Origin of the sequence: Paraburkholderia dipogonis, assembly GCF_042680985.1 — a bacterium.
Taxonomy (GTDB): Bacteria; Pseudomonadota; Gammaproteobacteria; order Burkholderiales; family Burkholderiaceae; genus Paraburkholderia; species Paraburkholderia phytofirmans.
Window position 1 is genome coordinate 148,819 of the sequence record NZ_JBHUFR010000018.1, and the last position, 26,767, is coordinate 175,585.

Annotated in this window: 27 protein-coding genes; 8 read left to right on the top strand and 19 right to left on the bottom strand. The window is 62.8% G+C overall.

Annotated elements, in window-relative coordinates:
- Positions 1–4 precede the first annotated feature (4 nt).
- The 15 genes from lepA to ACFSNN_RS24345 form a co-directional block, all read right to left on the bottom strand.
- Complete coding sequence (gene lepA / locus ACFSNN_RS24275) at positions 5–1,798, bottom strand: translation elongation factor 4 (RefSeq protein ID WP_134458237.1); 1,794 nt, start codon at positions 1,796–1,798, stop codon at positions 5–7.
- 204 nt (positions 1,799–2,002) lie between these two features.
- On the bottom strand, positions 2,003–2,266 hold the full coding sequence (locus ACFSNN_RS24280; protein ID WP_134458235.1) for a glutaredoxin family protein: 264 nt from the start codon (positions 2,264–2,266) through the stop codon (positions 2,003–2,005).
- On the bottom strand, positions 2,263–3,780 hold the full coding sequence (locus ACFSNN_RS24285) for a DegQ family serine endoprotease (RefSeq protein ID WP_134458233.1): 1,518 nt from the start codon (positions 3,778–3,780) through the stop codon (positions 2,263–2,265). Before ACFSNN_RS24285 ends, ACFSNN_RS24280 begins: the two co-directional genes overlap by 4 nt.
- 35 nt (positions 3,781–3,815) lie before the next feature.
- On the bottom strand, positions 3,816–4,859 hold the full coding sequence (locus tag ACFSNN_RS24290) for a MucB/RseB C-terminal domain-containing protein (RefSeq protein ID WP_134459128.1): 1,044 nt from the start codon (positions 4,857–4,859) through the stop codon (positions 3,816–3,818).
- Positions 4,860–4,863: 4 nt separating this feature from the next.
- Positions 4,864–5,493: a sigma-E factor negative regulatory protein gene (locus tag ACFSNN_RS24295; RefSeq protein WP_012433884.1), complete on the bottom strand. Its 630-nt coding sequence runs from the start codon at positions 5,491–5,493 to the stop codon at positions 4,864–4,866.
- Between the two features lie 83 nt (positions 5,494–5,576).
- Positions 5,577–6,176: an RNA polymerase sigma factor RpoE gene (gene rpoE / locus ACFSNN_RS24300; RefSeq protein WP_006051939.1), complete on the bottom strand. Its 600-nt coding sequence runs from the start codon at positions 6,174–6,176 to the stop codon at positions 5,577–5,579.
- 101 nt (positions 6,177–6,277) lie between these two features.
- Complete coding sequence (locus ACFSNN_RS24305) at positions 6,278–6,679, bottom strand: hypothetical protein (protein ID WP_134459126.1); 402 nt, start codon at positions 6,677–6,679, stop codon at positions 6,278–6,280.
- A 99-nt stretch (positions 6,680–6,778) separates the two neighbouring features.
- Positions 6,779–8,017 (bottom strand): beta-ketoacyl-ACP synthase II, encoded by a 1,239-nt coding sequence (gene fabF / locus ACFSNN_RS24310; protein WP_134458231.1) that lies wholly within the window; start codon positions 8,015–8,017, stop codon positions 6,779–6,781.
- Between the two features lie 232 nt (positions 8,018–8,249).
- Complete coding sequence (gene acpP / locus ACFSNN_RS24315) at positions 8,250–8,489, bottom strand: acyl carrier protein (protein WP_004197638.1); 240 nt, start codon at positions 8,487–8,489, stop codon at positions 8,250–8,252.
- A gap of 152 nt (positions 8,490–8,641) precedes the next feature.
- A complete protein-coding gene (fabG, locus tag ACFSNN_RS24320; RefSeq protein ID WP_134458229.1) occupies positions 8,642–9,391 on the bottom strand; it encodes a 3-oxoacyl-ACP reductase FabG in 750 nt (249 codons plus the stop codon).
- Positions 9,392–9,493: 102 nt separating this feature from the next.
- Positions 9,494–10,429 (bottom strand): ACP S-malonyltransferase, encoded by a 936-nt coding sequence (gene fabD / locus ACFSNN_RS24325; RefSeq protein ID WP_134458227.1) that lies wholly within the window; start codon positions 10,427–10,429, stop codon positions 9,494–9,496.
- Between the two features lie 109 nt (positions 10,430–10,538).
- Positions 10,539–11,528 (bottom strand): beta-ketoacyl-ACP synthase III, encoded by a 990-nt coding sequence (locus ACFSNN_RS24330; RefSeq protein ID WP_134458225.1) that lies wholly within the window; start codon positions 11,526–11,528, stop codon positions 10,539–10,541.
- A complete protein-coding gene (gene plsX, locus ACFSNN_RS24335; protein WP_012433890.1) occupies positions 11,528–12,634 on the bottom strand; it encodes a phosphate acyltransferase PlsX in 1,107 nt (368 codons plus the stop codon). The genes ACFSNN_RS24330 and plsX overlap by 1 nt, the downstream gene beginning before the upstream one ends.
- Positions 12,635–12,818: 184 nt before the next feature.
- Positions 12,819–12,998 (bottom strand): 50S ribosomal protein L32, encoded by a 180-nt coding sequence (gene rpmF, locus ACFSNN_RS24340; protein ID WP_006051932.1) that lies wholly within the window; start codon positions 12,996–12,998, stop codon positions 12,819–12,821.
- A 100-nt stretch (positions 12,999–13,098) separates the two neighbouring features.
- Positions 13,099–13,743: a DUF177 domain-containing protein gene (locus ACFSNN_RS24345; protein ID WP_134458221.1), complete on the bottom strand. Its 645-nt coding sequence runs from the start codon at positions 13,741–13,743 to the stop codon at positions 13,099–13,101.
- A gap of 259 nt (positions 13,744–14,002) precedes the next feature.
- Here ACFSNN_RS24345 and ACFSNN_RS24350 point away from each other — a divergent pair, with 259 nt between their 5' ends.
- Both ACFSNN_RS24350 and ACFSNN_RS24355 read left to right on the top strand, forming a co-directional pair.
- The gene (locus ACFSNN_RS24350) at positions 14,003–14,620 is read left to right on the top strand and encodes a Maf-like protein (RefSeq protein WP_134458219.1); all 618 of its coding nucleotides are present in this window, start codon (positions 14,003–14,005) and stop codon (positions 14,618–14,620) included.
- Positions 14,617–15,336 carry an SAM-dependent methyltransferase gene (locus tag ACFSNN_RS24355; protein WP_134458217.1) on the top strand — a complete coding sequence of 240 codons (720 nt, stop codon included), beginning with the start codon at positions 14,617–14,619 and terminating at the stop codon, positions 15,334–15,336. Before ACFSNN_RS24350 ends, ACFSNN_RS24355 begins: the two co-directional genes overlap by 4 nt.
- Before the next feature lie 93 nt (positions 15,337–15,429).
- Here ACFSNN_RS24355 and ACFSNN_RS24360 read toward each other — a convergent pair whose 3' ends face one another.
- The 4 genes from ACFSNN_RS24360 to ACFSNN_RS24375 are packed head-to-tail and all read right to left on the bottom strand — an operon-like array spanning position 15,430 to position 18,546.
- The gene (locus tag ACFSNN_RS24360) at positions 15,430–16,434 is read right to left on the bottom strand and encodes a S49 family peptidase (RefSeq protein WP_134458215.1); all 1,005 of its coding nucleotides are present in this window, start codon (positions 16,432–16,434) and stop codon (positions 15,430–15,432) included.
- A gap of 33 nt (positions 16,435–16,467) precedes the next feature.
- Positions 16,468–16,872, bottom strand: a complete 405-nt coding sequence (locus ACFSNN_RS24365) for a Rieske (2Fe-2S) protein (protein WP_134458213.1) — start codon at positions 16,870–16,872, stop codon at positions 16,468–16,470.
- A complete protein-coding gene (locus ACFSNN_RS24370; RefSeq protein ID WP_106309894.1) occupies positions 16,869–17,528 on the bottom strand; it encodes an HAD-IA family hydrolase in 660 nt (219 codons plus the stop codon). The genes ACFSNN_RS24365 and ACFSNN_RS24370 overlap by 4 nt, the downstream gene beginning before the upstream one ends.
- Positions 17,521–18,546, bottom strand: a complete 1,026-nt coding sequence (locus ACFSNN_RS24375) for an RluA family pseudouridine synthase (protein WP_134459124.1) — start codon at positions 18,544–18,546, stop codon at positions 17,521–17,523. Before ACFSNN_RS24375 ends, ACFSNN_RS24370 begins: the two co-directional genes overlap by 8 nt.
- 730 nt (positions 18,547–19,276) lie before the next feature.
- Here ACFSNN_RS24375 and ACFSNN_RS24380 point away from each other — a divergent pair.
- From ACFSNN_RS24380 to ACFSNN_RS24405, 6 genes are all read left to right on the top strand, one after another.
- A complete protein-coding gene (locus ACFSNN_RS24380; RefSeq protein ID WP_134458211.1) occupies positions 19,277–22,552 on the top strand; it encodes an Rne/Rng family ribonuclease in 3,276 nt (1,091 codons plus the stop codon).
- A gap of 209 nt (positions 22,553–22,761) precedes the next feature.
- Entirely contained in the window at positions 22,762–23,871 is a 1,110-nt protein-coding gene (moaA, locus tag ACFSNN_RS24385; RefSeq protein WP_134458209.1) for a GTP 3',8-cyclase MoaA, read from the top strand.
- A gap of 10 nt (positions 23,872–23,881) precedes the next feature.
- Positions 23,882–24,496 carry a molybdenum cofactor guanylyltransferase MobA gene (gene mobA, locus ACFSNN_RS24390; protein WP_134458207.1) on the top strand — a complete coding sequence of 205 codons (615 nt, stop codon included), beginning with the start codon at positions 23,882–23,884 and terminating at the stop codon, positions 24,494–24,496.
- An 80-nt stretch (positions 24,497–24,576) separates the two neighbouring features.
- A complete protein-coding gene (gene moeA, locus ACFSNN_RS24395) occupies positions 24,577–25,878 on the top strand; it encodes a molybdopterin molybdotransferase MoeA (protein WP_134458205.1) in 1,302 nt (433 codons plus the stop codon).
- 87 nt (positions 25,879–25,965) lie between these two features.
- Positions 25,966–26,241 carry a hypothetical protein gene (locus ACFSNN_RS24400; RefSeq protein ID WP_006053283.1) on the top strand — a complete coding sequence of 92 codons (276 nt, stop codon included), beginning with the start codon at positions 25,966–25,968 and terminating at the stop codon, positions 26,239–26,241.
- A complete protein-coding gene (locus ACFSNN_RS24405) occupies positions 26,241–26,729 on the top strand; it encodes a GNAT family N-acetyltransferase (RefSeq protein ID WP_134458203.1) in 489 nt (162 codons plus the stop codon). The genes ACFSNN_RS24400 and ACFSNN_RS24405 overlap by 1 nt, the downstream gene beginning before the upstream one ends.
- The last annotated feature ends 38 nt before the right edge of the window (positions 26,730–26,767 follow it).

The following is a 26,767-nucleotide window of genomic DNA, read 5'->3' on the forward strand; positions in this document are numbered from 1 at the left end:
CGTCTTATTTGTCTTCGACACGCAAAATCGCGAGGAAAGCCTCCTGCGGAATCTCGACCGATCCCACCTGCTTCATTCGCTTCTTGCCTGCCTTTTGCTTTTCCAGCAGCTTCTTCTTACGCGAGATATCGCCGCCGTAGCATTTTGCCAGCACGTTCTTACGCAATGCTTTAATGTTTTCGCGCGCAATAATGTTCGCGCCGATGGTGGCCTGAATCGCGACGTCGTACATTTGACGCGGAATCAGTTCGCGCATTTTCGACGCCACTTCGCGGCCGCGATACTGGCTTTGCGAACGGTGCACGATGACCGACAGCGCGTCGACCTTGTCGCCGTTGATCAGCATGTCGACCTTCACGACGTCTGCCGCGCGGTATTCCTTGAACTCGTAGTCCATCGACGCATAGCCGCGCGAAATCGACTTCAGACGGTCGAAGAAATCGAGCACGACTTCGCCCATCGGGATTTCGTAGGTCAGTTGCACCTGACGGCCGTGATACTGCATGTTGATCTGCGTGCCGCGCTTTTGCGTGCACAGCGTGATCACCGAGCCGACGTAGTCTTGCGGCATGTACAGGTTCACGGTGACGATCGGCTCGCGCACTTCTTCGATCTTCGACGGCTCCGGCATCTTGGCCGGATTCTCGACCATGATGGTCGTACCGTCGCGCTGCAGGACTTCGTACACCACGGTCGGCGCCGTGGTGATCAGGTCCATGTCGAACTCGCGCTCCAGCCGTTCCTGCACGATTTCCATGTGCAGCAGACCGAGGAACCCGCAACGGAAACCGAAACCGAGCGCTTGCGACACTTCCGGCTCGTACATCAACGAGGCGTCGTTCAGCTTCAGCTTTTCGAGCGAATCGCGCAGCGCGTCGTACTGGTTTGCCTCGACCGGATAGAGACCGGCGAACACCTGCGGCTTCACTTCCTTGAAACCCGGCAGCGGCTCGGGCGCTGGACGGTTCACCAGCGTGACGGTGTCGCCCACCTTCGCCGCAGCCAGTTCCTTGATGCCGGCGATGATGAAACCCACTTGCCCGGCCGACAGCGATTCGAGATTCTTCGACTTCGGCGTGAACACGCCGACATGCTCGACCGGATACTGCGCGCCGGTCGCCATCATGCGGATCTTGTCCTTGGGACGCAGCGTGCCGTTGACGATACGCACCAGCATCACGACGCCGACGTAGTTGTCGAACCACGAGTCGATGATCAGCGCCTGCAGCGGCGCTTCCGGATCGCCTTGGGGCGGCGGCACTTTGGCGATCAGCGCTTCGAGTACGTCTTCGACGCCGAGGCCAGTCTTGGCGCTGCAATGCGTGGCGTCGGTTGCGTCGATGCCGATCACGTCTTCGATTTCGGCAATCGCGTTTTCTGGGTTCGCCGCCGGCAGATCGATCTTGTTGAGCACCGGAATCACGTCGACGCCGAGTTCGATCGCCGTGTAGCAGTTGGCGACGGTTTGCGCTTCCACGCCCTGGCTCGCGTCCACGACCAGCAGCGCGCCTTCGCATGCGGACAGCGAGCGGCTGACTTCGTACGAGAAGTCGACGTGGCCCGGCGTGTCGATCATGTTCAGGTTGTAGACTTGCCCGTTACGGGCTTTGTACGTCAATGCGGCGGTTTGTGCCTTGATGGTGATGCCGCGCTCGCGTTCGAGATCCATCGAATCGAGCACTTGAGATTCCATCTCGCGGTCGGACAAGCCACCGCAAATCTGGATGATGCGATCGGCGAGCGTCGACTTGCCATGGTCGATGTGCGCAATGATCGAGAAGTTACGAATATGATCCATTCAGTGCCGATCAAGCAAAAAAGGCGCGCTCGGACAATAGCGGAGCACGCCTTGTAAGTAGGTGAAAAACCTATCTATTTTAGCCGAAAAGGCTATCGCCCGGCGCATCTTGCGAAGCTCGGGCGGAAAAGACGGCTCAGGAGAGGCGTGAGACTCGATGTGAACGGCGCGGCGTCGGCGCTATGTTCGAACCCTTGGTCAAGCTCAAGGCATGGCTGCAACCCGTGCGGCGAGCGCGGCACGAACCCGCGCTTCGTCGAGGTGATAGTGACACAACTCGACGCCGTCGCAGACCAGAACCGGCACCAGTTCGTTATAACGGGCTTCCAACACGGGATCGGTGTCGACGTCGATCACCTCGACCTGCGCGCCGAATTCGACCAGCAAGGGCTCGAGCGCGGTACGCAGGTCGTCGCAAAGGTGGCACCACGCGCGCCCGTAGAGCGTGAGCGGCGCCGCCTTGGTCATTTCTGCACGCTGCGCGGACGGACCGGCACAAACTGCGTGTTCTCGCCGCGGCGAACCAGCAGCGCGACCATCTTCTGCGGATCGAGGTGCGAACTCACCTCGTCGAACTGCTTCGCGCTGGTGATGTCCGTGTCGCCCACCCGCAGGATGATGTCGCCCTTTTGCAAGCCGACGCGCGCTGCGGGACCGTCCGCGGCATCGATCTGCACGCCGTTGCGCAATTTCAGCGCCTTCAGTTGGTCGGCAGGGATATCGCTGACGGCCACACCGAGCGCGTTGGTGGCGCGCTGCTTCGGCGGCTGCGGTTTCTTCTGATCCGCCTTGGCCGATTTATCCGGCTGCATTTCGGCGATCGTCACCGGCAGATCGCGCGTCTGGCCCTTGCGCCAGATCGTGATCGTCGACTTGGTGCCCGGCTTCGTGTCGCCGACCATGCGCGGCAGGTCCGTTGCCGTATCGACCGAATGGCCGTTGAACTTCAGGATGATGTCGCCCGGTTGCACGCCGGCCTTATCCGCCGGGCCGCCCGGTTCGACACTGCTAACCAGCGCACCCTGCGCCTTCGGCAGGCCGAGCGAGTCGGCCACGTCTTTGGTCACTTCGCCGATCGCTACCGCGATCCGGCCGCGCACGACCTTACCCGACGCCTTCAATTGATCGGCCACGCGCATGGCCTCGTCGATCGGAATCGCGAACGAGATGCCCATGAAACCGCCCGTGCGGCTGTAGATCTGCGAGTTGATGCCGATCACCTCGCCTTGCATATTGATCAGCGGACCGCCTGAATTGCCCGGATTGACGGCCACGTCGGTCTGGATGAACGGCAGATAGTCGCCCGTATCGCGCCCCTTGGCGCTGACGATGCCGGCTGTCACCGTGTTCTCGAGACCGAACGGCGAGCCGATCGCCACGACCCACTCGCCCACGCGCACCTTGTTCGAGTCGCCGATCGTGATGGTCGGCAGATTGGCGGCGCTGATCTTCACGACGGCAACGTCGGTCCGATCGTCCACGCCGATCAGCTTCGCCTTGAATTCGCGCTTGTCGGTGAGCGTGACGTAAATGGTGTCCGCGTCGTCGATGACGTGCGCGTTGGTCATCACGTAGCCGTCCGCCGACAGAATGAAGCCCGAGCCGACGCCGCTGTTCTGCTCGGCATCGCTGTTATCCGGCAAGTCCTGACTGCCACCACTGCCGCCGTTGTCGCCGCCGCGTGGCGAACCCGGCGAGCCGGGCGATTGCGGCGATTGCGGCAACGGAATGCCGAAGAAGCGCCGGAAAAACTCCGACATGTCGCCGTCGTCCATGCCAGGCGGCAAACCGCCGCGAGCACCGCTGTTCGACACGCGTGTAGTCGTGCGAATGTTGACGACCGCCGGGCCGACCTTGTCGACCAGATCAGTGAAGTCGGGCAGGTTGGCGGCAGGAGCCGCCGACGCCGTATGCGGCACGAGCGGCAAACAAGCCGCCACCACCGCGGCCGCGAGGAATTTGCGCACCGAGAAAGTCGTCATATCGTAGCAAGCCGAGGGATTCAGGATTCGGAGGATTACTTCGGAGCTTTGTATTCTATGGCAGACGCAAATTGCTGCAATGTGGTCTGGGGCACTTCACCAAGCAGAGTAATCCAGAAGTCGCCGCGACGCTTGACGAGCACGTGCGTGGCGCCGCTGCTTCCCGCGCCTTCCTTGCGCGTGTTGTTTTCAACCGGTTCGACGAACACCGAAATGGCCGCGAGGCCGTCAGAGAAAACCGCCTGGTCCACCGGAATGGTCGGCTGCCCCGGATCGCGTGCGGCCATGGGGCGGCGCAGTTCACGAATCTTGCGGAAGCCCGGCACCGTCGGCGTGATCTGCCAGCCTTGCGCGGCCATGTCGACCGGCTCGACCGGCGGACGCACCACGGTCCAACCCGCCGTATTACGAATACCGTTGACGATGCCGGCCTTGTCAACCGGCACGCCGATGCGAATTTGGGAAAACGAAAGTTGCTCGAGCACCTGGCCATTTGTATCGAGCGTCTGGGCGCGCAGCAGGAGGCCAGTTTTCTTGTCGGCCCACAGCTTGTACGCAAAGCGATAGGCGTCTTTCGGATCGAGTTCGATCACCTGGCTGTCGACGCCCGCGACGCGGTCGTCGCCGAGCAGCTTGGGCTCGTAAACCGACAGCACCTGCTCGCCGCTCACGGCCAGCAGCGCAGGGAACGAATCTTTGTTCTGACGTTTTTCGACGACGCACAAATGCCGCTCCGGCACGAACGTGTAGAGCTCGTCGTTATGACGCAGCATCTTGCGCGGCTTGCCGTCGAGGCTTTCGAGCTGCTCGAATTCGCCGTCCGCACGGGTCGCGTAGTGCGCGATCCGCGACGTTTGAACGAAATTGCCGCGCTGGTAGACGAATGCGCCCTCGTAATTCTGCTGTTGCGCGGCCTGATGGATGCGATCCAGCAGATCCGCGGCCGTGCGACGGGCAACGATCGGATCGTCGGTTTGTGCAAAGACCCGCGGTGTAGCGGACAACAATACGGCTGCGCAGAACAGGAATGCCGGCAGCCGCCCCCAGATAGTCGTTTTATTCAACCGCGGAGTCTGCATCAAACTATTGGCCTTGCGTAGAAACAGCGGCAGCGCGAATCAGCGGCATCGAGCCCGGCATGACCGGTTGTTGCGCGAATTGCTGATGAGCTTCCAGATACTGGTCGAGACTGGCGTCACGAATGATGTTGGCGTCTTGCGCGACCGGCTGCACCGCAGCTGTCGGCGCGGGCGCCATGGCCACGCGTTGCAGTGCGTCGCCATGTTGAACCGAGGCCAGCTGAGCCGCGCCCGGACCGCCCGGCACACCTTGCAGTTGCGGCACGACGATCCACGTCAGCGTGGCGGCCGCCGCAGCAACGGCAAACGCCGGTACGACGCGGCGGCGCAGCGCCAGCAAACGACGCGCAACCGGCATGGCGGCGGGCGCCAGCACGTGCGGCTCGTTGTCGAGGCGCGCGGCAAAACCGCTCAGAAACGCGCTGCTCGCCGCCGGGCTGACCGCCAGATCGTCAGAACGCAATGCGTCGCCGATCAGGTGATAGCTCGACCAGGCGGCGCGATCCTCGCCATTCAGCCCGGAAATAAACGTGTCCAGATTCAGATGCTCTTCGCCGAACAGCTCACCGTCGACAAAAGCGGACAGACGCTCGCCACGCGAGCTGGCTTGCGATTGCATCGAGACCGACCCCATGATGCTCCCCATCTTACAAATACCCCGTAGTGACACCACTAATCCAGATATTGCACCCGCGCCCCGTCCGACCGGCTGGTGGATTACCAGCGCTTGCCTTCAGGTGTGTCAAGCAACGGACGCAATTTTGCCGCAATGGCTTCGCGAGCGCGGAAAATTCGTGATCTGACTGTGCCAATTGGGCAACCCATCATCTCAGCGATTTCCTCGTAGCTCAAACCTTCAATTTCACGAAGAGTAATGGCGGTGCGCAACTCTTCCGGTAAAACCGCCATCGCAGCATTGACCGTCTCAGCGATCTGCTTGCTCATCAACATCGACTCAGGCGTGTTGATATCCCTTAGTTGGTCCGCGTCCGAGAAAGTTTCAGCTTCTTCAGCATCTGCTTCGGTCGAGGTCGGCGCGCGCCGCCCTTGGGTCGCAAGGTAGTTCTTTGCCGTGTTGACGGCAATCCGGTACAACCACGTATAAAAGGCCGATTCCCCGCGAAACTGCGGCAACGCCCGGTACGCCTTGATAAAGGCGTCCTGTGCGACGTCTTCTACCTCGGCGGGGTCCCGCACGAGGCGCGAGATCAGCCGGAGAATCTTGCGGTGGTATTTGGAGACCAGTAGCTCGAACGCGGCCTTGTCGCCCTTCTGGACGCGCTCGACCAGCACCTGATCAATTTCTTTTTCGCTCACCTGATAAATCCGTTAACTATAGGGCGCATGGCGGGGCACCATTGTAGCGTCCCCATCATCCGGGTACGTTACGCCGGTAACAGCGGTTACAGTCTTTACAGTCAGGCGCCGGCGCCACGCCGGCCCAGCACGGCCAGTTCCCGGAAGATGGGCGCCGGAAGTGCGTCGGCGGCAAATAGCAGAGTGCGTAAGCGGCCCTGCTCCGGCATCAGCGCCAGGATCAGCAGACGGCCGCTCCATTGCGAACAACCGGCAATGCGGCCTTGCGCCAGCAGCGCGCCAGTCCGGTCCCAGACAAACAATCCGTCCGGCCCGATTTTCAACGCGGCAGGTTGGGAGCGCTGATAGCGGAGCGAGCAAAGCGCAAGCCACGCCCACACGGCGAGCGTCAACGGAACGGCTTGCCGCGCGCCCAGATGCAATGCGAGGCAAGCATAGACGGCCGATGTCGCCGTCAGAACGAAGACCCCTAACGCAGCCCAGACGGCGACGGAGCGTCGCAGCAAAATCCGCTGCGACGCTCCGTCGTGCTCGGCCGATTCGGGGGAAGGCGCCGGCACCGCCGGCGCCGTCGACTGGCGCGTCACCAACTATCAGGCGTTTCAGGCGCGCTTGAAGACCAGCGTGCCGTTCGTGCCGCCGAACCCGAACGAGTTCTTCAGCGCGACGTCGATCTTCATCTCCCGCGCGGTGTTGGCGCAGTAGTCCAGGTCGCAGGCCGGATCCTGATTGAAGATGTTGATGGTCGGCGGCGACACCTGATGATGCACGGCCAGCACGGTGAACACCGACTCCAGACCGCCGGCTCCGCCCAGCAGGTGACCCGTCATCGACTTGGTCGAGTTCACGACCATGTCTTTGGCGTGGTCGCCAAAAGCGCGCTTGATGCCGATAGTTTCAGCCAGGTCGCCGAGCGGCGTGGACGTGCCGTGCGCGTTCAGGTAATTCACCTGATCCGTGTTGACGCCCGCGTTCTTCAACGCGGCCAGCATGCAGCGGCGAGCGCCGTCGCCGTCTTCCAGCGGCGCGGTCATGTGATAGGCGTCGCCGCTCATCCCATAGCCACTGACTTCGGCGTAAATCTTCGCGCCGCGTGCCTTCGCGTGTTCGTACTCTTCCAGCACCATCACGCCGGCCCCCTCGCCCAGCACGAAACCGTCGCGGTCCTTGTCCCACGGACGGCTCGCGGTTGCCGGATCGTCATTGCGTTGCGACAGCGCGCGCGCCGCCGCAAAGCCGCCGATACCCAGCGGCGACACGGTCGATTCCGCGCCGCCCGCAATCATCACGTCGGCGTCGCCGTATTCGATCAGGCGCGATGCCTCGCCGATACAGTGCAGGCCGGTGGTGCAGGCGGTGACGATCGCCAGATTCGGACCCTTGATGCCGAACTTGATGGACAGATGGCCGGAGATCATGTTGATGATCGATGCGGGCACGAAGAACGGCGAAATACGGCGCGGGCCGCGATTGAGCAGTTCGGTTTGCGTCACTTCGATCATCGGCAAACCGCCGATGCCCGAACCGACCACCACGCCGATACGCTCCGAATTCTCGTCGGTGACTTCGAGGCCGCTGTCCTGCATCGCCTGGATGCCGGCAGCCACGCCGTAATGGATGAACGTATCCATATGGCGCGCTTCCTTACCGGGGATGTAGTCCTCGATATTGAAGCCCTTCACCTCGCCGGCGAAACGAGTCGAAAAGTTCGACGCATCGAACTTCGTGATGTTGGCAATACCCGACTTGCCGGCGACCAGATTGGCCCAGCCGTCGGCAACATTATTGCCAACAGGCGAAATCAGCCCCAGGCCTGTAACAACAACACGACGGCGGCTCACGGTAACCCCTTTTTCATAGATGACAAAAGCAAAAGCCACAGCGGCCACAGGAACCTGCCCTGTATGCCCTGTGGCTGTTTAACTCGGCAATCGCGCGAAACTTTGCGCTGTCGACATTGCTGGCTCCTGCTTGGCAAAACGCGCGGCAAAAAGCACCAACCCTGCTGGCGTCGGCAACCGACACGGCAGGGCGTCATACGCCGCCAACGCAGAAACGCGGGCGCGAATGACCTTAGGCCTTGACGTTCGCGCGAGCGTAGTCGATCGCTTGCTGAACGGTGGTGATCTTCTCGGCTTCTTCATCCGGAATTTCCATGCCGAATTCGTCTTCGAGGGCCATCACGAGTTCAACGGTGTCGAGCGAGTCGGCGCCGAGGTCGTTCACAAACGAAGCTTCGTTCTTGATCTCAGCTTCTGCAACGCCCAGTTGTTCTGCGACGATCTTCTTGACGCGCTGTTCGATATTGTCCATTACCCCTCCAAGGGAAAAGAAGTTCAAAAATACAGGTGCGCGCATTTTATCAGGTTTGACCCGGCAAAAAAGCGGCGCATCGGGTTGCTGTCAAGGCATGCGCCTTTATGCATTTACAAACGCATCAAGGCGCGGATAGTAACCGAATTTGGTTACGACATGTACATCCCGCCGTTCACATGCAGCGTCGTGCCGGTGATATAGCCGGCTTGCGGCGATGCCAGAAACGCCACGGCGTGCGCGATATCTTCCGGGCTGCCGAGGCGGCCCAGCGGAATCTGCGTCTTCAACGCCGTTTGCTGCTCTTCCGGCAGGGTTTTGGTCATGTCGGTATCGATGAAGCCCGGCGCCACGCAATTCACCGTGATATTGCGGCTGCCGATCTCGCGCGCGAGCGCGCGCGTCATGCCCGCCACGCCCGCTTTTGCGGCGGCGTAATTGACCTGCCCGGGATTGCCGGCCGAGCCGACCACCGACGTGATGTTGATGATGCGGCCGCCCTTCGCCTTCATCATGGGACGCAACACCGCGCGCGACAGCCGGAACACCGACTTGAGGTTGGTGTCGACCACCGCGTCCCAATCGTCGTCCTTCATGCGCATGGCGAGTTGATCCTGCGTGATGCCGGCGTTGTTCACCAGCACGTGCAGCGCGCCGAATTCCTTTACCGTGCCGTCGATCAGCGCTTCTGCCGCGGCTGCGTCGTTGACGTTGAGTACCGCACCGCGACCGTTCACGCCGGCTGCGTTAAACGCTTCGCTGATGGCGGCCGCGCCGCTTTCGCTGGTCGCCGTGCCAATCACCGTCGCGCCCTGGCGCGCCAGTTCCATGGCGATCGCACGGCCGATGCCGCGCGAAGCGCCAGTGACGATTGCGATCTGCTTGTCGAGAGTCTTTTCCATCTGTCAGTCCGGATGCCCTTCGGAGGGCTGATTGATTCTTGATGCTTGCGTCTGATGCTGCTCGTGCAGCGCCTGCTGCCAGGCGCTCACGAGACTATGCGTTCAGCCTGCCGCTACCAGCTTGAGCGTTTCTTCGAGTGAAGCAGGATCGAAGATCGAAGCGCCAACAAGGTTGCCGTCGATACGTTTGGTCAGGCCCGCAAGGACCTTGCCCGGACCGCATTCGATCACGTGCGTGACGCCTTGAGCCGACATGGCCTGAACGCTTTCGACCCAGCGCACCGCACCGGCTGCCTGGCGCACCAGCGCGTCCTTGATCTTGACCGGCTCGTTGACCACGGCGACGTCGACGTTGTTGATGACCGGAATCGCCGGCACCTGCACCTCGACGCTCGCCAGATATTCGCGCAACTGGTCCGACGCCGGCTTGAGCAGCGACGAGTGGAACGGTGCCGAGACCGGCAGCGGCAACGCGCGTTTGGCGCCCTTCGCTTTAGCGACTTCGCAGGCCTTTTCAACCGCCGCCTTGTTTCCTGCGATCACCACCTGCGCCGGCGCATTGAAATTCACCGCTTCGACGACACCCGCGACCGACGCTTCGGCGCACACCGCGCGCACTGTGTCGTCGTCGAGACCGAGAATCGCGGCCATGCCGCCTTCACCAACCGGCACCGCCGTCTGCATGGCCTGCGCGCGAAAACGCACGAGCGGCACAGCGTCGCGAAACGCGATCGCGCCCGCCGCGACCAGCGCGGTGTACTCGCCGAGGCTATGACCCGCAACGATCGCCGGCTTCGGGCCGCCGGCCTGCAGCCACGCGCGATACATGGCGTAAGCAGCAGTCAGCATGACCGGCTGGGTGTTGGTGGTGAGGTTCAGATCTTCGACGGGGCCTTCGGCGATCAGCTTGCCGAGATCCTGATTGAGCGCATCGGAGGCTTCCTGAACCGTCTCACGCACGACGGCGTGATCGGCGAATGCGTTGAGCATGCCGACCGACTGCGAACCTTGCCCAGGAAAAACGAACGCAAATTTCATATCGTCCCCAAAATCGATTTAGTCAGATGTGGGTGGCGCGCCCCTGATGGCGAGCGCGCTCAAGCGTAGCCGAGCGCCGTGAAGAGCGCTCGCCATAACGTCGCCGCTATCAGTAGCGGATAACCGACGCGCCCCACGTGAAGCCGCCGCCGACACCTTCGATCAGCACGTTCTGGCCGCGCTTGATGCGGCCGTCGCGTACCGCGACGTCGAATGCGAGCGGAATGGACGCAGCCGACGTATTGCCGTGCTCGCCCACCGTGACGACCATGCGTTCCTGCGGCAAACCGAGCTTGCGGCAGGTGCTTTGCATGATGCGGATATTCGCCTGATGCGGAATCAGCCAGTCGATCTGTTCAGCCGCCAAATTGGCCTTCTCGAGCGCTTCGACCGCGACCTTTTCGAGCACGTTCACGGCGAGCTTGAACACGGCCTGCCCATCCATATGCAGGAACGCGCTGCCCGCGACTACGCCGCCGTTCACGTTGCCCGGCGTGCAGAGAATATTCGAATGGCTGCCGTCGGCGTGCAATGCGCTGGCCAGCACGCCCGGTTGTTCGGAGGCCTGCAGGATCACCGCGCCCGCGCCGTCGCCGAACAGCACGCAGGTAGTGCGGTCGTTGAAGTCGAGAATGCGCGAAAAGGTTTCCGCACCGATCACGAGCGCCGTGCGATGCTGGCCGCTGCGGATGAAACTGTCCGCCGTGGCCACTGCGTAGGCAAATCCGGAACAGACGGCCTGCACGTCGAATGCCGCGCCGTGATTCTTGATGCCGAGCTTGTTCTGCAACAGGCACGCCGTACTCGGAAACACGAAGTCGGGCGTGGACGTGGCGACGATGATCAGGTCGATGGACTGCGGGTCGATATCTGCTGCTTCGATCGCGCGTTGCGAAGCGATGAGCGCGAGATCGCTGGTCGTGACATCAGGGTCCGCGAAATGGCGCGCATGAATGCCTGTGCGGGCCACGATCCATTCGTCGCTGGTCTCGACACCTTGCTTGCCAAGACGCTCGGCCAGATCCTGATTGGTGACGCGGTTGGGCGGCAGATAGCTGCCGGTGCCCAGCACGCGGGAATAAATTGTCGATTGAGCCATTATGCCTTCGAGGATTGCGCAGCGTAGGGCTCGGCTGGCTGGCCTGCGATGGGGCTTGCTTGACCCGCACCGCTCGCGTCGCGCGCCGCCTGTTCGAGAGAACCCGCATTCTCTTCCATCGCTCGCGCAAGGCGTTCCAGCACGCCGTTTTTGACGGCATCATACCCGCGTTTGATAGCCCACTCAAACCCGTAAGCATCCGCCGAACCGTGGCTTTTGATCACCAGCCCACGCAGGCCGAGCAACGCGGCGCCATTGTATTGCCGATGATCGACGCGTTTCTTGAAGCGCATCAATACCGGCAAGGCGAGCACCGCCATCACCTTGGTGAGCCAGGAACGGCCGAACTCTTCCTTGATGATGTTGGACAGCATCTGCGCGAGGCCTTCCGACGTCTTCAGCGCGACATTGCCGACAAAACCGTCGCAGACGATGACGTCGACCGTGCCTTTGAAGATATCGTTGCCTTCAACGTTACCGTGAAAGTTAAGTGTACTCGCGCGCAGCAGTTCGCCGGCACGTTTGATGGTGTCGTTACCCTTAATGACTTCTTCGCCGATGTTGAGCAGCCCGATAGTAGGCCGATCTTTGCCCTCGAGCGCGGACACGAGCGCGTGCCCCATCTCCGCGAACTGCAGCAGATGCTGCGGCTCGCAGTCGACGTTGGCGCCCAGGTCGAGCATCATCGTGTAGCCATTGGGATTGGGCAGTGCCGACGCGATGGCCGGGCGTTCGATGCCCGACAGCGTTTTCAGCACGTAGCGCGAGACCGCCATCAGCGCGCCGGTGTTGCCCGCGGAAACACAGGCTTGCGCCTCGCCTTCCTTGACGCGGTTTAGCGCCACGCGCATGGAGGAATCTTTTTTCTTGCGCAGCGCGACTTCGACCGGATCGTCCATGGCGACGATCTCGGAAGCGGGTACGACGGTCAGCGCCGGCAGGTCCTGAGCCTTCAACTTTTTCAGCTGCGCACGAATCGCGCTTTCGATGCCGACGAGCAGCAGCTCAGCATCGGGATGCGATCGAACGAAGTTGACGGCAGCGGGAACGGTCACGGACGGGCCGTGGTCGCCTCCCATGCAATCTATCGTGAGCTTTACTGTCATGGAGTGCGACGAATTTCAGACGCCCTGCATGGAATCATAGTAAGCGCTGAGGCGCCAACTGCGATCGACACAAAAAAGCGGCAGTTGAATGCCGCCTTCTTGCCGAGCCGGGAAAATGTCAAGCGAGCCGATCGCCACGCGAAACGCCACAAGGCGACACGCAGTGAAACGCGCAATGAAACGATTAATCGTTCTTCGTCTTGACGACTTTCTTGCCGCGATAGTAGCCGTTCGGGCTAACGTGGTGACGCAGATGCACTTCGCCCGTGCTCGGTTCCACGGCCAGCGGCGCTGCCGTCAGGAAATCGTGCGAACGGTGCATGCCGCGCTTCGACGGCGACTTCTTATTTTGTTGAACTGCCATGACTAACTCCTAAAAATTTTCCGAATTCTAACACAGCCCGATCCGGTCTCCGCCATTGGCCGAATGGCCAACGCGCCCGCATCGCGCTCCCTGCAACTGTTCAATGCTTCTTGTCGCCCGGCTCACCGCGCTTGAGACTCTGGAGCGCCGCAAACGGATTAGGCCGTTCGGGCTCGCCACCCTCACCCGCTTCATCCAGTGCGCCCTCGTCGCCCTCGCCTTCAGTACCGGCCACACCCGAGACAAGGCTCTCGTGCACTTCGGGACAGACCTCGTGCTTGGGCACGAGCGGCAAGGAAAGCAGCAACTCTTCTTCGATCAAGTCGATGAGATCGAAATGGTTCGAACCCACGATCACTTCGACTTCATCCTCGTCGAGCGGAAACTCTTCGGCTTCCGCCTCAGTGTTGACGATCCGATAAGTTGCATCGACGTTGAATGCCTGCAAGTACGGTGTCATGCACCGCTGACATTCGAGCCAGGCAGCGCCGTGAATCGCCATCCTCAAATAAGGCTGGGGACCCTCGGTACCGTCGTCCTGCAATTCCGGCTGCGTCGCCCCTTCGGCTTGCCAGGTGAACGCGGCATCGCGGTCTGGCGCTTCTGCCGGGACTTCGTTTAACATGCGCGGCAGTTGCGAGACGCGCACGACACCCGCGGCCTGACGCCCACTCCGCGCGAATTCGAACAGATCGATATCATGCGGGTCGGACAGACCTGCAGGGTTGCCAGGATGTTGAGTCATGTGCGCTCCTGCGTCGGCAAGAATTTCGCCGGATATAACCGCGAGGTATAACCGATTTGCGAGACAGCCCGTGAGACTCATGTGTTTGCCGACAGTAATCACTGCCCTTGACACGCACCGAGACTCGCCTAGCGCAAGCATACCGATGAAAAGCCCGAAATCATATCCGTTTTGTCTTTTCGAGTCAAACACTTAAGCCCGTACGCGCGCGAGCTTCGCGCAACCCCGTACGCCCCGCCTCCCTAGCCGTCGATTACCCATGCCAGATTCTCCCAATCGCCCGCCACGCCTGATTCTGGCGTCGAGTTCGCCTTATCGTCGCGAACTGCTCGAACGCCTGCGCGTGCCGTTCGATGTCGTCGTGCCCGCAATCGACGAAACACCGCTCGCCGGCGAAACGCCCGAAGTCACCGCGCTGCGGCTCGCGCAAGCCAAAGCTCGCGCGGTGGCCGGCGGACTCGGCGCCGGTGAAGCGGCGCTTGTGATCGGCTCCGACCAAGTCGCCACCTACGACGGCCTGCAGATCGGCAAGCCAGGCACGCACGACAAGGCGCTTGCCCAGTTGCAGGCAATGCGCGGCCGCGAAGTGCTGTTTCATAGTGCGCTGTGTCTGCTCGACAGTCGGTCGGGAAACGTCCAAGCCGTCGACGTCATCACCCGCGTGCATTTCCGAAATCTGCCGGATGCCACGCTGGAGGCCTACCTGCTGGCCGAAACGCCGTACGACGTCGCGGGTAGCGCCAAGTCCGAAGGGCTCGGCATCGCCTTGCTCGAGGCCATCCATTCCGACGACCCGACCGCGCTTGTCGGCCTGCCGTTGATCGCACTGTCGCGCATGCTGCTCGCAGTGGGTTATCCACTATTGGAGGCTCAATGAGCGGCACACTCTATCTGATTCCAAACACGCTGGGCGAAGGCGATACCGAGGCGCTCGACGCCGTCCTGCCCTCACCGGTGCGTGCCCGTGCGGCATCGCTTCACTATTACATCGGCGAAAACGCGAAAACCACGCGTGCCTTCCTAAAGAAAGTCGGCACGGAACGGCCGATCCAGGAAATCGAAATTCGCGAACTGAATGTAAATACGCCGACCGGCGAGATCGACAAGCTGCTCGCGCCGCTTCTTGCCGGCACGGACGCCGGCCTCGTTTCCGAGGCGGGCTGTCCGGCGGTCGCCGACCCCGGCGCCCTGCTGGTGCGCCGCGCGCATGAACGCGGCGTGAAAGTCGTGCCGTTCGTAGGCCCGAGTTCGATTCTGCTGGCTTTGATGGCGTCAGGGCTCAACGGGCAGAGCTTTGCCTTCCACGGCTACCTGCCGGTCGATGCCACGGAGCGGGCCAAGCGCCTGCGAGACCTGGAGCAGCAGTCGCGCAAAGGCAAGCAAACGCAGATCTTTATCGAGACGCCCTACCGGAATCGCGCGTTGCTGGATACGCTGCTGGCGACGTGTGCGCCTTCCACGCTCGTCTGCGTGGCAGTGGATCTGACGTTGGAAACGGAGACAATCGCCAGCCGCACCGTGGCCGACTGGAAGAAGAAGCCGGCGATCGATCTGCACAAGCGGCCGGCTATTTTTCTGATCCTGGCCGTTTGATTAGGTCTGACTGCAAGTTGTGAGACTAAAAGAAAGCGCCGCGCGATCATCAAACGACGACCGGGCGGCGCTTCTTGAAGCGTCACCTGTAAATCAGCGCAGACTCATCTTCCCACCAAGCGCCATGGCATGAACCGCGCCACTACCGACAGCCGCGCCGAACTTGCGCGCAACACGGTCCGTAATGCTCTCTTTTACCGTGTAGTCGACGATATCCGGCGCCTTGAACAGGTCGCGGGCCACATAATCGGCGTCGCCCAAACCGTCGGCGAGCCCGAGTTCGACGCTCTTCTGGCCAGTCCAGAAGAGGCCCGAGAACATGTCCGGCGTTTCATGCAGGCGCTTGCCACGCCCTTGACGCACCGCGTCGATGAACTGCGCGTGGATCTGATCGAGCATATCTTGAGCATGTTCGTCCATCTTCGGCGTTTCCGGCGAGAATGGGTCGAAAAAGCCCTTGTTCTCACCAGATGTATGCAAACGCCGCTGAATCCCCAGCTTATCCATCAGGCCGGTGAAGCCGAAGCTGTCCATCAGCACGCCGATCGAACCGACGATGCTCGCCTTATCGACATAAATCTTGTCAGCCGCCGCGGCCGCATAGTAACCGCCCGACGCGCACATGTCGCCCACGACTACATACAGCGGAATTGACGGGTATTTAGCGCGCAATCGACGAATTTCGTTGTAAATGATGCCCGCCTGCACCGGGCTGCCGCCCGGACTATTGCAGCGCAGGATCACGCCTGCCGTGCCGGCGTCGTCAAAGGCGCTCTGCAACGCCGTGTTGATATCTTCAGCGTTCGCGTTCGTATCTGCGGATATCTCGCCGTCCAATGTCACCATAGCCGTGTGCCGACCGGTGGCGGCAACCTTGTCGCCGGAGAAGTCGATAGCCGCCCAGATCGCCAGCAGCACTACCACCAGAAAAACAAACCGGAAAAAAATCTTCCAGCGCCGCGCCGCGCGCTGTTCGTTGATCGCCGCGAGCGCGATACGTTCGAGCGCGGCGCGTTCCCAGCCCGGCTCATCAGCAGGCATGCTGGGGCGGCCATTCAGAGACGGTTCCTTCGGCTCGGGAGTCAAATTGTCGGACATGCGGTGCAGTGGAAAGGTCAGAGAAGAGAAAAATCAGGATGTGGCCGGGCGCAATTCGCCGTCTGGCAGCCAGAAAACGGCTCGGCCTTCCGGCGTATCGCGCTCGTCCACCTGGACCGGCCGCAATTTGCCGCCGCGGCACGGACCGCCGACGCATTTGCCCGTATCCGGCGCGTAAATCGCACCATGTGTGGCGCACATCAAGTATAAACCGGACGATTCGAAGAACTGCCCTTCGGCCCAGTCCAGCTCCATCGGCACGTGGGCGCAACGGTTCAGGTAGCCGTAGGCGTGGCCATCGTAGCGGACAAAGAATACGACGACGTCGTCGCCACCGAGCTTCGCCGCGTGGCGCACGCCCGCGCCGCCGTCGACCAGCTCATCCGACGCGCAGACGCGAACCGCCTCCGTTTGCGCTTGAGAGGCAACGGTGTTCATGCGTTCTCCCGCAGCCAGCCGGACAGCACGCTGACGCTCGACGCAACGAATTTCGGCGACAACGCGCTCAACGAATCCGCAGGATGCGCGCCATATGTGACGCCAATACCCGCGACGCCCGCGTTGATCGCCATTTGGAGATCGTGCGTCGTATCGCCGACCATCACCGTGCGAGCGTTATCCTGCCCCAGTTCGCGCGTCAATTCGTGCAGCATCGCCGGATGCGGCTTGGAGAACGTTTCGTCGGCGCAGCGCGTACCGTCGAACAGGCTCGTCAGGCGCGACTGATCCAACGCGCGATTCAGCCCGACGCGGCTCTTGCCGGTGGCCACGGCCAACAAATAGCCCTGATCGCGCAGCTCCTGCAACATCTCGCGCACACCGACGAACAGTTCCGTGGTCTGATCCTTCACCAGATAATGGAAGCGGTAACGCTCGGCCAGCCGCGGATAGTCCGAAGGATCGAGCGTGGGCGCGGCAATCTGCAGTGCGTCGCGCAAACCAAGGCCGATGACATAGCTGGCCGCCTCGTCGGCGGGAACCGGCAGGCCAAGATCGCGGCACGCCGACTGGATGCTGCGCGTGATGTGCGCGGTCGAATCCATCAAGGTCCCGTCCCAGTCGAAGACGATCAGATCAAATTGCTCTCTAGCCATGCGGTGCCGTCTCCGGGTGTGACCCATTTCGTAGTTCGTTGAGTTGTGCGATGAAGCTGCGGCATTCGGCCGGCAGCGGCGCCTCGAACTGCAGCGGCGCGCCGGTTGCCGGGTGCGTGAGCTTCAGCCGGTAAGCGTGCAGGAACATGCGCTTCAGGCCAGGCTTGGCGTTGGCGCGCGCCAGTGCCTTGTTCAGCGCGAAATCGCCGTATTTGGCGTCGCCGACGATCGGCAGCTCCAGATGCTGCAAGTGGACCCGGATCTGATGCGTGCGTCCGGTCTTCAGTTCCGCCTCGAGCAACGCATATTCCGGCCAGCGGTCGATCAGATTGAACACCGTGTGCGACGCGAGACCGTCCGGCTGTACGCGCACGCGGCGCTCGCCGTCGGCGGTCAAATACTTGTGCAGCGGCTCCTTGACCGCGCGGCGGCGGCCCCAGTCGCTCGCCCAGTCGCCGTGAACGCAAGCAAAGTAGCGCTTGTCCATCTTGTTCTCGCGAATCTGCTCATGCAGATTGACAAGCGCCGAGCGCTTCTTGGCGAGCATGAGAATGCCGGACGTCTCACGATCCAGCCGATGCACCAGTTCGAGAAATTTCGCCTGCGGACGCGCCTCGCGCATCTGCTCGATCACGCCGAACGCGACGCCGCTGCCGCCGTGGACCGCCACACCGGCCGGTTTATCGATCACAAGCAAGTGCTCGTCTTCGAAAATAATTTTGAAATGGGCGGTCGGGACCGGAGCCTGGGCGGCCGTTTCGCTCGGCTGAGCGACGCGAATGGGCGGCACGCGCACCAGATCGCCCAGTTCAAGACGATATTGTGCGTCTATCCGGCCCTTATTCACCCGCACTTCCCCGCTGCGCAGGATGCGGTAAATATGGCTTTTTGGCACGCCTTTACATACGCGCAACAAGAAGTTGTCGATGCGCTGTCCGGCCGCGCTGTCGTCGATCTCGATCATCGAGACCTGGTCGCTTGCGACCGATTTCTGGGATATTTTGCCTAACTCTTTCATTCTGAATATAATTTGCCCAGCAGTCTGCGGCGGCCGGCGCAGTGTCCGGAATTCGGGCGGATTGCGCAGGTGCAAGCGATAAACCGTTATTTTACTTGCGCCGGGGTCTGGTTGCTCACCCTGAAAATGAGATGCAACAAGTTGCACGCACGAAGTCAGTGCCCGGCAGGGACGGCGCCCACAGGCGCGTTCGGTCAAGGTCGGCTTCGACGGTAACGGAATTTTGGTAAAAAAGAATTTAACTTTCAGCTTCGGTATCGGGCGGTCTGACGCCCTGTTCCACGAAGCTGCAGGTTGCGAAAATACGGCGTGCGCCCAAGGCGTCTTGTAGAAAATACAAGACATGGCGACGTCAAAATGAGGCGAGACACCCCCAGCAGGAAAAGACGCGCCGACTGCGCGAACTTCCCGCTGCGGCACGACCGCAGCCTTCGACCCTCCGGTCACGCGCCCAGTTGGCGCACCGGCGCGAGTGGACGAAGGCTTATGAAGGTCGGCCGGCAGAACCCGCGGCGTGTCGGGTCGTTATTTGAAGCCGTGTTCGCATGTGCCCTGCGGCACCGTGCCCGTTTTTATGGGCCGTGCCCTCTCAGGCAATTCTCCCACCAGCTTTCCCGCTCCAGCGTGCTTGTGAAAACACAATAAGGCGCGGCATGCCGCTGCCCGCTTCGCCCTCGCGACTGACAACCGCGCGGCGGAGCGGCAGGCTAAGCCGCTCTGGAGCCGTTCAATGAAACGAATGTTGTTCAACGCGACGCAGCAGGAAGAACTGCGCGTCGCCATCGTCGATGGGCAAAAACTCATCGATATCGACATCGAAACCGCCGGGCGCGAACAGCGCAAAGGCAACATTTACAAGGGCATCATTACTCGCATCGAGCCGTCGCTCGAAGCCTGTTTCGTCAACTACGGCGAAGACCGCCACGGCTTCCTGCCGTTCAAGGAAGTCGCCCGCCAGTATTTCCGCGACGGCGTCGATATGCGCTCCGCGCGCATCCAGGACGCGCTGCGTGAAGGCCAGGAACTGATCGTCCAGGTCGAAAAAGAAGAACGCGGCAACAAGGGCGCGGCCCTCACCACGTTCATCTCGCTCGCCGGCCGTTATCTGGTCCTGATGCCGAACAACCCGCGCGGCGGCGGCGTGTCGCGCCGGATCGAAGGCGACGACCGTCAGGAACTGCGCGAAACCATGGCGCAGCTGCAACTGCCGGAAGGCATGAGCATCATCGCGCGCACGGCCGGCATTGGCCGCAGCGCCGAAGAACTGCAGTGGGACCTGAACTACCTGATGCAACTGTGGCGCGCGATCGAGGCCGCGTCGCAAAGCGGTTCGAGCGGTCAGCCGATGCTGATCTATCTCGAATCGAGCCTCGTGATCCGCGCGATCCGCGACTACTTCCAGCCGGACATCGGCGAAATTCTGATCGACACCACTGAAATCCATGACCAGGCCCGCGCCTTCATGGATATCGTGATGCCGGATAATGTCAGCAAGGTGAAGCGGTATCACGACGATGTACCGCTCTTCTCGCGCTTCCAGATCGAACATCAGATCGAAACGGCGTACTCGCGCACGGTGCCGCTGCCCTCGGGCGGCGCGATCGTGATCGATCACACCGAAGCGCTGGTCGCGATCGACGTGAACTCGGCACGCGCCACCAAGGGCGCCGACATCGAGGAAACGGCCGCGCGCACCAACCTCGAAGCCGCCGACGAAGTGGCCCGCCAGCTGCGTCTGCGCGATCTGGGCGGCCTGATCGTGATCGACTTCATCGACATGGAATCGGCCAAGAGCCAGCGCGAAGTCGAGCAACGCCTGAAAGACGCGCTCAAGCACGACCGCGCGCGCGTCCAGATGGGCAAGATCTCGCGTTTCGGCCTGATGGAACTGTCGCGTCAGCGTCTGCGTCCGGCCCTCTCGGAAGGCAGCCACGTGACCTGCCCGCGCTGTAACGGCACGGGCCACATCCGCGATACCGAATCGTCCGCCCTGCAAGTGCTGCGGATCATTCAGGAAGAAGCGATGAAGGAAAACACCGCGGCAATCCATTGCCAGGTGCCGGTCGAAGTGACCGCCTTCCTGCTGAACGAAAAGCGCGCCGAAATCAACAAGATCGAGTCGCGTTTCAAGGTCAACGTCGTTCTGATCCCGAACAAACACCTCGATACGCCGCATTACAAGCTCGAGCGCCTTCGTCATGACGACGCGCGTCTCGACGATCCGCGCGCTTCGTGGAAAATGGCCGAAGAAGCGGCTCGCGAACTGGAATCGGAAACCGGTTACAGCAAGCGTACCGAAGAAGTGAAGCCGAAGCAGGAAGCGGCGGTCAAGGGCATCACGCCTGAAAAGCCGGCGCCGAGCGCGCCGGTTCGCCCGGTCGCGGCCCCGGCTCCAGTCGCGGTCACGCCGGCGAGCGGTGGCTTTATCGGCTGGTTGAAGAATCTGTTCGGCGTGCAGCCGGCCGCTCCGGCGCCCGTCGCGCCGGCACCGACTGAAAAGCAGGCGCGTCCGCAACGCGGCGAACGCACGGAGCGCGGTGAGCGCACCGGCGAACGAGGCGGCGATCGCAACCGCAATCGCCGCACCGGCACGGGTACTCGCGATGCAGCGGGCCGTGGCGAAGGTACGACCGGCGCTCGTCAAGCCCAAGGTCAGCAGCCGTCGCAACGCCGCGAAGAACGCGAGCCGCGTGAAGGCCGTGAGGCGCGTGAAACACGCGAAGGCCGCGAGCCGCGCGAAGCACGTGAAGCGCGCGAACCGCGTGGCAATCGTGAGCCGCGCGAAGGCCGCGAACCGCGCGAGGTCCGTGAGCCGCGCGAGGGTCGAGAAAACCGTGACCGCGACAATCGCGGTACCGAGCGCGCGGAAACGGCGGAAGCCGCACCGCGCGGCGAACGTCAGGAACGCGGCGAGCGCCGTGAACGTGGCGAGCGCGCGGAGCGTGGCGAACGCCGCAAGCCGCAAACAGAAACCGCGGACGCATTGACGCAAAGCGAAGCGCAAACGGCGGAAGAACTGGTGCAAAACCAGACCGCCTTGGGCGAAAACGGCGCGCCGATCGATCAGGAAGCAGTGGCGCGTGAAGGCGAAGAGCGTCGTCGTCGCCGTCGCGGCCGTCGCGGTGGCCGTCGTGAGCGTGAAGAGGACGTGAACGGCAATCTGGCAGCGGACGTCGCGGAAGCTGAAGGCGACAATGCGAGCGCAAGCGACGAAGCGCCGGTGCGCGCGGCGCATCAGCCGGTCGAGCGCAAACCGGAAGCCGCCGAGGCGAAGGACGTCACGCCGGTGGAAGTAGTGGTCGCCGCTGTCGCGACGGAAACCGCCGTGGTGACCGAACTGCACGCCGCAACCGAAACGCCGGCTCTGGCCGTCGAAAAGGCTGCGAAGACGGAAACGGTAGTCCCGGTCGCGCAAGCGCCGGTTGCGCCGGCAGTCGCCGAAACGCCGGTGGCGCAAGCCGCTGCGGAACCGGTCGAAGCAGCGCAAGCTGCGCCGGCCGCTGGCGAAACGGTTTCGCTGATTGAACCGGTCGCACGCGTCGAAGCCCCGGCTCATGCGCAGGTCGAAGCGCCGGCGGTTGCGCCGGTTGTCGAAGCACAAGCCGCTACCCCGGCTCCGGTCGAAACCGCGGCTCCGGCTGTGGCGATCGAAGCGCCTGTTGTTCAACCCGCCCAGCAGGCCGAGATCGTCGAACCGCAGCCGGTCGTGGCAGCGGTCGCACCGGCACCCGAACCGGCAGCGATCGAGCCGGCGCCCGTCGCCGTCGCACCGCAAGCTGCGCAGCAAGCGCCGCGTCAAGCCGCCGTGTCGGCGGAAGCCCTGAAGCCGGTGCTGGAACAAGCCGGCCTCGTCTGGGTGAACACCGACGCCGACAAGCTGCGCGCGGCTCAGGAAGTGGCTGCGCAGACCGTCAAGCCGGCTCGCGTGGCTCGCGAACGTAAGCCGCTGCCGCCGCTCGACAGCGCGCCGATGCAGCAGGTGGAAACAGGCCAGCACCCGCAGTAAGCTGCCCTGCCGCACTCGAAAAGCCCGCCCTCACCGGCGGGCTTTTTGTTTTCATGAGCTCGCGCCGCAGCTCAGGCGAGCCGCGGTATGCCACTCCCCGTATACCCCGACACGGCCCGGGGTGCCCGCGCTGCCGGAATCATTTCCGATAGAATGAATATCTAGCTTTGATTTCAAGCACTAACCGACGTAATTCATCGAAGCAATTCATGTCCCGACGCATCATCCCTGTTGCCGATCTCAGCGCCGTGCCGGTTATCGCCGGCCCTGTGCAGACGCCCAGCGGCGCGCTGCACGACACGCTCGCGCGGCCGCTGCGCGACCTGCGCATCTCGGTCACGGATCGCTGCAATTTCCGGTGCGTCTATTGCATGCCTCGCGCGGTGTTCGACAAGGACTACACGTTTTTGCCGCACAGCGCCTTGCTGAGCTTCGAGGAAATCGAACGGCTGGCGCGGCTGTTCGTCGCACATGGCGTCGAGAAAATCCGTCTGACGGGCGGCGAACCGCTATTGCGCAAAAATCTGGAATTCCTGATCGAACGCCTCGCGCAACTGACCACGCCGGCGGGCCGTCCGCTCGATCTGACGCTGACCACCAACGGTTCGCTGCTGGAACGCAAGGCGCGCAGCCTGAAAGACGCCGGTTTGACACGCGTCACGGTGAGCCTCGACGCGCTCGACGACACCTTGTTTCGTCGCATGAACGACGCGGATTTCGCCGTCGGCGACGTGCTGGACGGCATTGCCGCGGCGCACGCGGTGGGCCTCGCGCCGGTCAAGGTGAACATGGTCGTCAAGCGCGGCACCAACGACAGCGAAATCGTGCCGATGGCGCGTCACTTTAAGGGCTCGGGCGCGGTACTGCGCTTTATCGAATACATGGACGTCGGCACGTCGAACGGCTGGAACATGACGGAAGTGCTGCCGTCCGCCGACGTTGTCACGCGCATTGCCGAGCACTTCCCGCTCGCGCCGCTCGAAGCGCACAGCGCCGCCGAGACCGCGCAGCGCTGGGGTTACGTGGACGGCGGCGGCGAGATCGGCGTGATTTCGAGCGTGACGCGCGCGTTTTGCGGCAGCTGCACGCGTGCGCGCCTGTCGACGGAAGGCAAGCTCTATCTGTGTCTGTTCGCCTCGTCGGGGCACGACCTGCGCGCGCTGGTGCGCAACGGCGCGAGCGACGCCGCCATCGCCACTGCCATCGCCGAAATCTGGCAGGACCGCGGCGACCGCTACTCGCAACTGCGCGGCAGCGCCTCCGCCGATTCACGCGCGCGGGATGGCCGTCGCGTGGAAATGTCGTATATCGGCGGCTGAGCGGCGGCGCATGAAGCCGGCGCGCGAACACATCACCGGACTGTTGCTCGCGGGCGGCCGCGGCATGCGCATGGGCGGCGCCGACAAGGGCCTGCAAATGCTGCACGGCGAACCGCTCGCCGCGCATGTGCTCAAGCGCCTCGCGCCGCAAACCGGCGCGCTCCTGATCAACGCCAATCGTCACCTCGAGACTTACAACACGCTCGGCGCGCCGTTCGGCGCCACGGTGGTGACTGACACTCTGACTGGATTTCCGGGCCCGCTAGCCGGCCTGCTCGCCGGGCTGCGCGCAGCCGCGACCGGGTACGTGCTCAGTGCGCCCTGCGACTCGCCATGGCTGCCCGTCAATCTGGCCGAGCGCCTCGCGTACGCGCTGGACTCGAACGCAGCCGACATCGCCACGGTCAACACCACCGACGCGCACGGCCAAACATCCTTGCATCCCGTCTTCGCGCTCTTGCGTTCAAACCTCGCGGACGATCTGTCGGCCTTTCTGGAAGCCGGCGAGCGTAAAGTTCGCGCGTGGTACGCGCGCCACAAGACGGTGGAAGTCGTCTTTACCGACGAGCGCGCGTTTTACAATATCAATTCGCTACAAGAACTCGCCGACCTCCAGCGTGATTGAGGCCCCGGTTGAAATCCCGCTCCGGCCGCACGGCAACCGCCGCTCCCGCACCCGCCGCCGGTCGCGACGCCCAGCTCTTCATGACCACGTCTAACGAATTTTCCCGCTGCGTCGCGCAGTACGATCCTCACGCGCTACCTGTCCCGGCCGCACAGGCGATTGTTCGTCAGTGGGCCGCGCCGGTCGCTGCGGTTGAACGCGTGGCCTTGCGCGACGCGCTCGACCGTGTGCTCGCGGGCGATATCGTGTCGCCGATCGACGTCCCTTCGCACGACAACTCCGCCATGGACGGCTACGCGTTCAACCGCGCGGCACTCGCCACGGGCGCGGCCGCTGTCGAACTGGCGATCGTCGGCAAGGCGCTGGCCGGGCATCCGTTCGCGGGCCGCGTCGAGACCGCGCAATGCGTGCGCGTCATGACCGGCGCCTGCATGCCAGCCGACTGCGACACGGTCGTGCCGCAAGAACTCGTCGAGCGCGGCGCCGATTCCGATTCGATCCGCTTTGCGGCCACCGCCGTGTCGGCCGGCGCAAACCGGCGCCTCGCCGGCGAAGACCTCGCGCGCGGTCATGCCGCGCTGCGGGCGGGCCGCATCATGCGCGCGTCGGACCTCGGTTTGCTGGCCTCGCTCGGTATCGGCGAAGTCAATGTCAGGCGGCGTCTGCGCGTCGCCTTCTTCTCGACCGGCGACGAATTGCGCTCGCTCGGCGAGCCGCTCGATCCGGGTTGCGTGTACGACAGCAACCGCTACACGCTGTTTGCCATGCTGCGGCGCCTGAACGTCGACACGCTCGACCTCGGCGTGGTGCGCGACGAGCCCGCCGCGATGGAAGCCGCCTTGCGCAGCGCCGCGGCGAACGCCGACGTGGTGCTGACCTCGGGCGGCGTGTCGGTCGGCGAGGCCGATTTCACCAAGCAACTCCTGCAAACTTTCGGCGACGTCGCGTTCTGGAGTCTCGCCATGCGCCCGGGGCGCCCGCTCGCCTTCGGCCGCGTCTGGTCCGGCGAGCGACCGGGTGCGGGGCTTCCCGCGTTATTCTTCGGTTTGCCGGGCAATCCGGTCGCCGTGATGGTGGCGTTCTATCAGATCGTGCGGGAAGTGCTGCTGCTGATGTCCGGCGCCACGCCGCAACCGCTGCCGGTCATCCACGCCATGAGCCGCCGGGCCATCCGCAAGCGCGCCGGGCGCACCGAATTCCAGCGCGGCGTCGCGAAACAGGACGCGCATGGACAATGGCACGTCACGCCGACCGGTTCGCAAAGCTCCGGCGTGCTGAGTTCGATGAGCGAAGCCAATTGCTTCATCGTGCTCGAGCACGATGACGGCGAAGTCGCCGAAGGAGAGCGCGTCGCGATCATGCTGTTCGACGGTCTCATCTGACGGCGCACGCGGGGCCGAGGCAACGCATCCCTCAGCGCTCATTGACTGCTTTACCCATTACCACTACGACACACGGGTTTGACTTACATGAAAAAACAGATCTCGTTCATTGCACCGGGACAGACGGCCAAAGCACTGATCCTCGTGTACCTGACGTTTTCGGTGCCTATCGTGCTGCTGGGCGTGCTGGTCGCGTTCGTGCGCTACGGTTCGGTGGAACTGAGCACGGTGTTCAGCGCGCTGCTGCTGAATGCGATTCTCGGTTTCATCCTGCTGTGGATCGCCTGTCATGCGTACAACTGGGTGGCGTCGCGCTTCGGCGGCATTGAAATCCAGCTGACCGACGCGCCGGAAGAGGCGTAATGCCCGCGACGATCCGCGCCGCCACGCCCGCGGACACCGGCGCCATCTTCGCGCTGACGTACGAACTCGCGCAGTTCGAAAGTCTCACGCACGTGTTCGTTGCGACCGAAGACGGCTTGCGCGACGCGCTGTTCGGCGCGCGGCCTTCCATTGAAGCGCTGGTGGCGGAAAGCGAAGGCCGCATCGTCGGCTATGCGCTGTTCTTTCACAATTACTCGAGCTTTGTCGGCAAACGCGGACTGTATCTCGAAGACCTCTACGTGCAACCTTCCCAACGCGGTAGCGGTCTTGGCACCGCGTTGTTGCAGCGTCTTGCCGCATTGGCGGTGGAACGGCAATGCGGGCGGTTCGAATGGACCGTGCTCGATTGGAACAAGCAGGCCATCAGCTTCTATGAAAAGTTGGGCGCGGCTGTCATGCCGGATTGGCGCGTGGTGCGTCTGGCGGGCGAAGCGCTGGAGCAGCTGGCGGCAGGCGCAAGCGCCTGAGCAAGTGCCAGGCGTGTTCTTGCGTTGGTTTCGCGGAG

Bases quoted from the DNA above. Each gene is read 5' to 3' on its own strand.
- lepA (WP_134458237.1), bottom strand. From the start codon at position 1,798: ATGGATCATATTCGTAACTTCTCGATCATTGCGCACATCGACCATGGC.
- ACFSNN_RS24280 (WP_134458235.1), bottom strand. From the start codon at position 2,266: ATGACCAAGGCGGCGCCGCTCACGCTCTACGGGCGCGCGTGGTGCCAC.
- ACFSNN_RS24285 (WP_134458233.1), bottom strand. From the start codon at position 3,780: ATGACGACTTTCTCGGTGCGCAAATTCCTCGCGGCCGCGGTGGTGGCG.
- ACFSNN_RS24290 (WP_134459128.1), bottom strand. From the start codon at position 4,859: ATGCAGACTCCGCGGTTGAATAAAACGACTATCTGGGGGCGGCTGCCG.
- ACFSNN_RS24295 (WP_012433884.1), bottom strand. From the start codon at position 5,493: ATGGGGTCGGTCTCGATGCAATCGCAAGCCAGCTCGCGTGGCGAGCGT.
- acpP (WP_004197638.1), bottom strand. From the start codon at position 8,489: ATGGACAATATCGAACAGCGCGTCAAGAAGATCGTCGCAGAACAACTG.
- fabG (WP_134458229.1), bottom strand. From the start codon at position 9,391: ATGGAAAAGACTCTCGACAAGCAGATCGCAATCGTCACTGGCGCTTCG.
- fabD (WP_134458227.1), bottom strand. From the start codon at position 10,429: ATGAAATTTGCGTTCGTTTTTCCTGGGCAAGGTTCGCAGTCGGTCGGC.
- ACFSNN_RS24330 (WP_134458225.1), bottom strand. From the start codon at position 11,528: ATGGCTCAATCGACAATTTATTCCCGCGTGCTGGGCACCGGCAGCTAT.
- plsX (WP_012433890.1), bottom strand. From the start codon at position 12,634: ATGACAGTAAAGCTCACGATAGATTGCATGGGAGGCGACCACGGCCCG.
- rpmF (WP_006051932.1), bottom strand. From the start codon at position 12,998: ATGGCAGTTCAACAAAATAAGAAGTCGCCGTCGAAGCGCGGCATGCAC.
- ACFSNN_RS24345 (WP_134458221.1), bottom strand. From the start codon at position 13,743: ATGACTCAACATCCTGGCAACCCTGCAGGTCTGTCCGACCCGCATGAT.
- ACFSNN_RS24350 (WP_134458219.1), top strand. From the start codon at position 14,003: ATGCCAGATTCTCCCAATCGCCCGCCACGCCTGATTCTGGCGTCGAGT.
- ACFSNN_RS24355 (WP_134458217.1), top strand. From the start codon at position 14,617: ATGAGCGGCACACTCTATCTGATTCCAAACACGCTGGGCGAAGGCGAT.
- ACFSNN_RS24360 (WP_134458215.1), bottom strand. From the start codon at position 16,434: ATGTCCGACAATTTGACTCCCGAGCCGAAGGAACCGTCTCTGAATGGC.
- ACFSNN_RS24365 (WP_134458213.1), bottom strand. From the start codon at position 16,872: ATGAACACCGTTGCCTCTCAAGCGCAAACGGAGGCGGTTCGCGTCTGC.
- ACFSNN_RS24370 (WP_106309894.1), bottom strand. From the start codon at position 17,528: ATGGCTAGAGAGCAATTTGATCTGATCGTCTTCGACTGGGACGGGACC.
- ACFSNN_RS24375 (WP_134459124.1), bottom strand. From the start codon at position 18,546: ATGAAAGAGTTAGGCAAAATATCCCAGAAATCGGTCGCAAGCGACCAG.
- ACFSNN_RS24380 (WP_134458211.1), top strand. From the start codon at position 19,277: ATGAAACGAATGTTGTTCAACGCGACGCAGCAGGAAGAACTGCGCGTC.
- moaA (WP_134458209.1), top strand. From the start codon at position 22,762: ATGTCCCGACGCATCATCCCTGTTGCCGATCTCAGCGCCGTGCCGGTT.
- mobA (WP_134458207.1), top strand. From the start codon at position 23,882: ATGAAGCCGGCGCGCGAACACATCACCGGACTGTTGCTCGCGGGCGGC.
- moeA (WP_134458205.1), top strand. From the start codon at position 24,577: ATGACCACGTCTAACGAATTTTCCCGCTGCGTCGCGCAGTACGATCCT.
- ACFSNN_RS24400 (WP_006053283.1), top strand. From the start codon at position 25,966: ATGAAAAAACAGATCTCGTTCATTGCACCGGGACAGACGGCCAAAGCA.
- ACFSNN_RS24405 (WP_134458203.1), top strand. From the start codon at position 26,241: ATGCCCGCGACGATCCGCGCCGCCACGCCCGCGGACACCGGCGCCATC.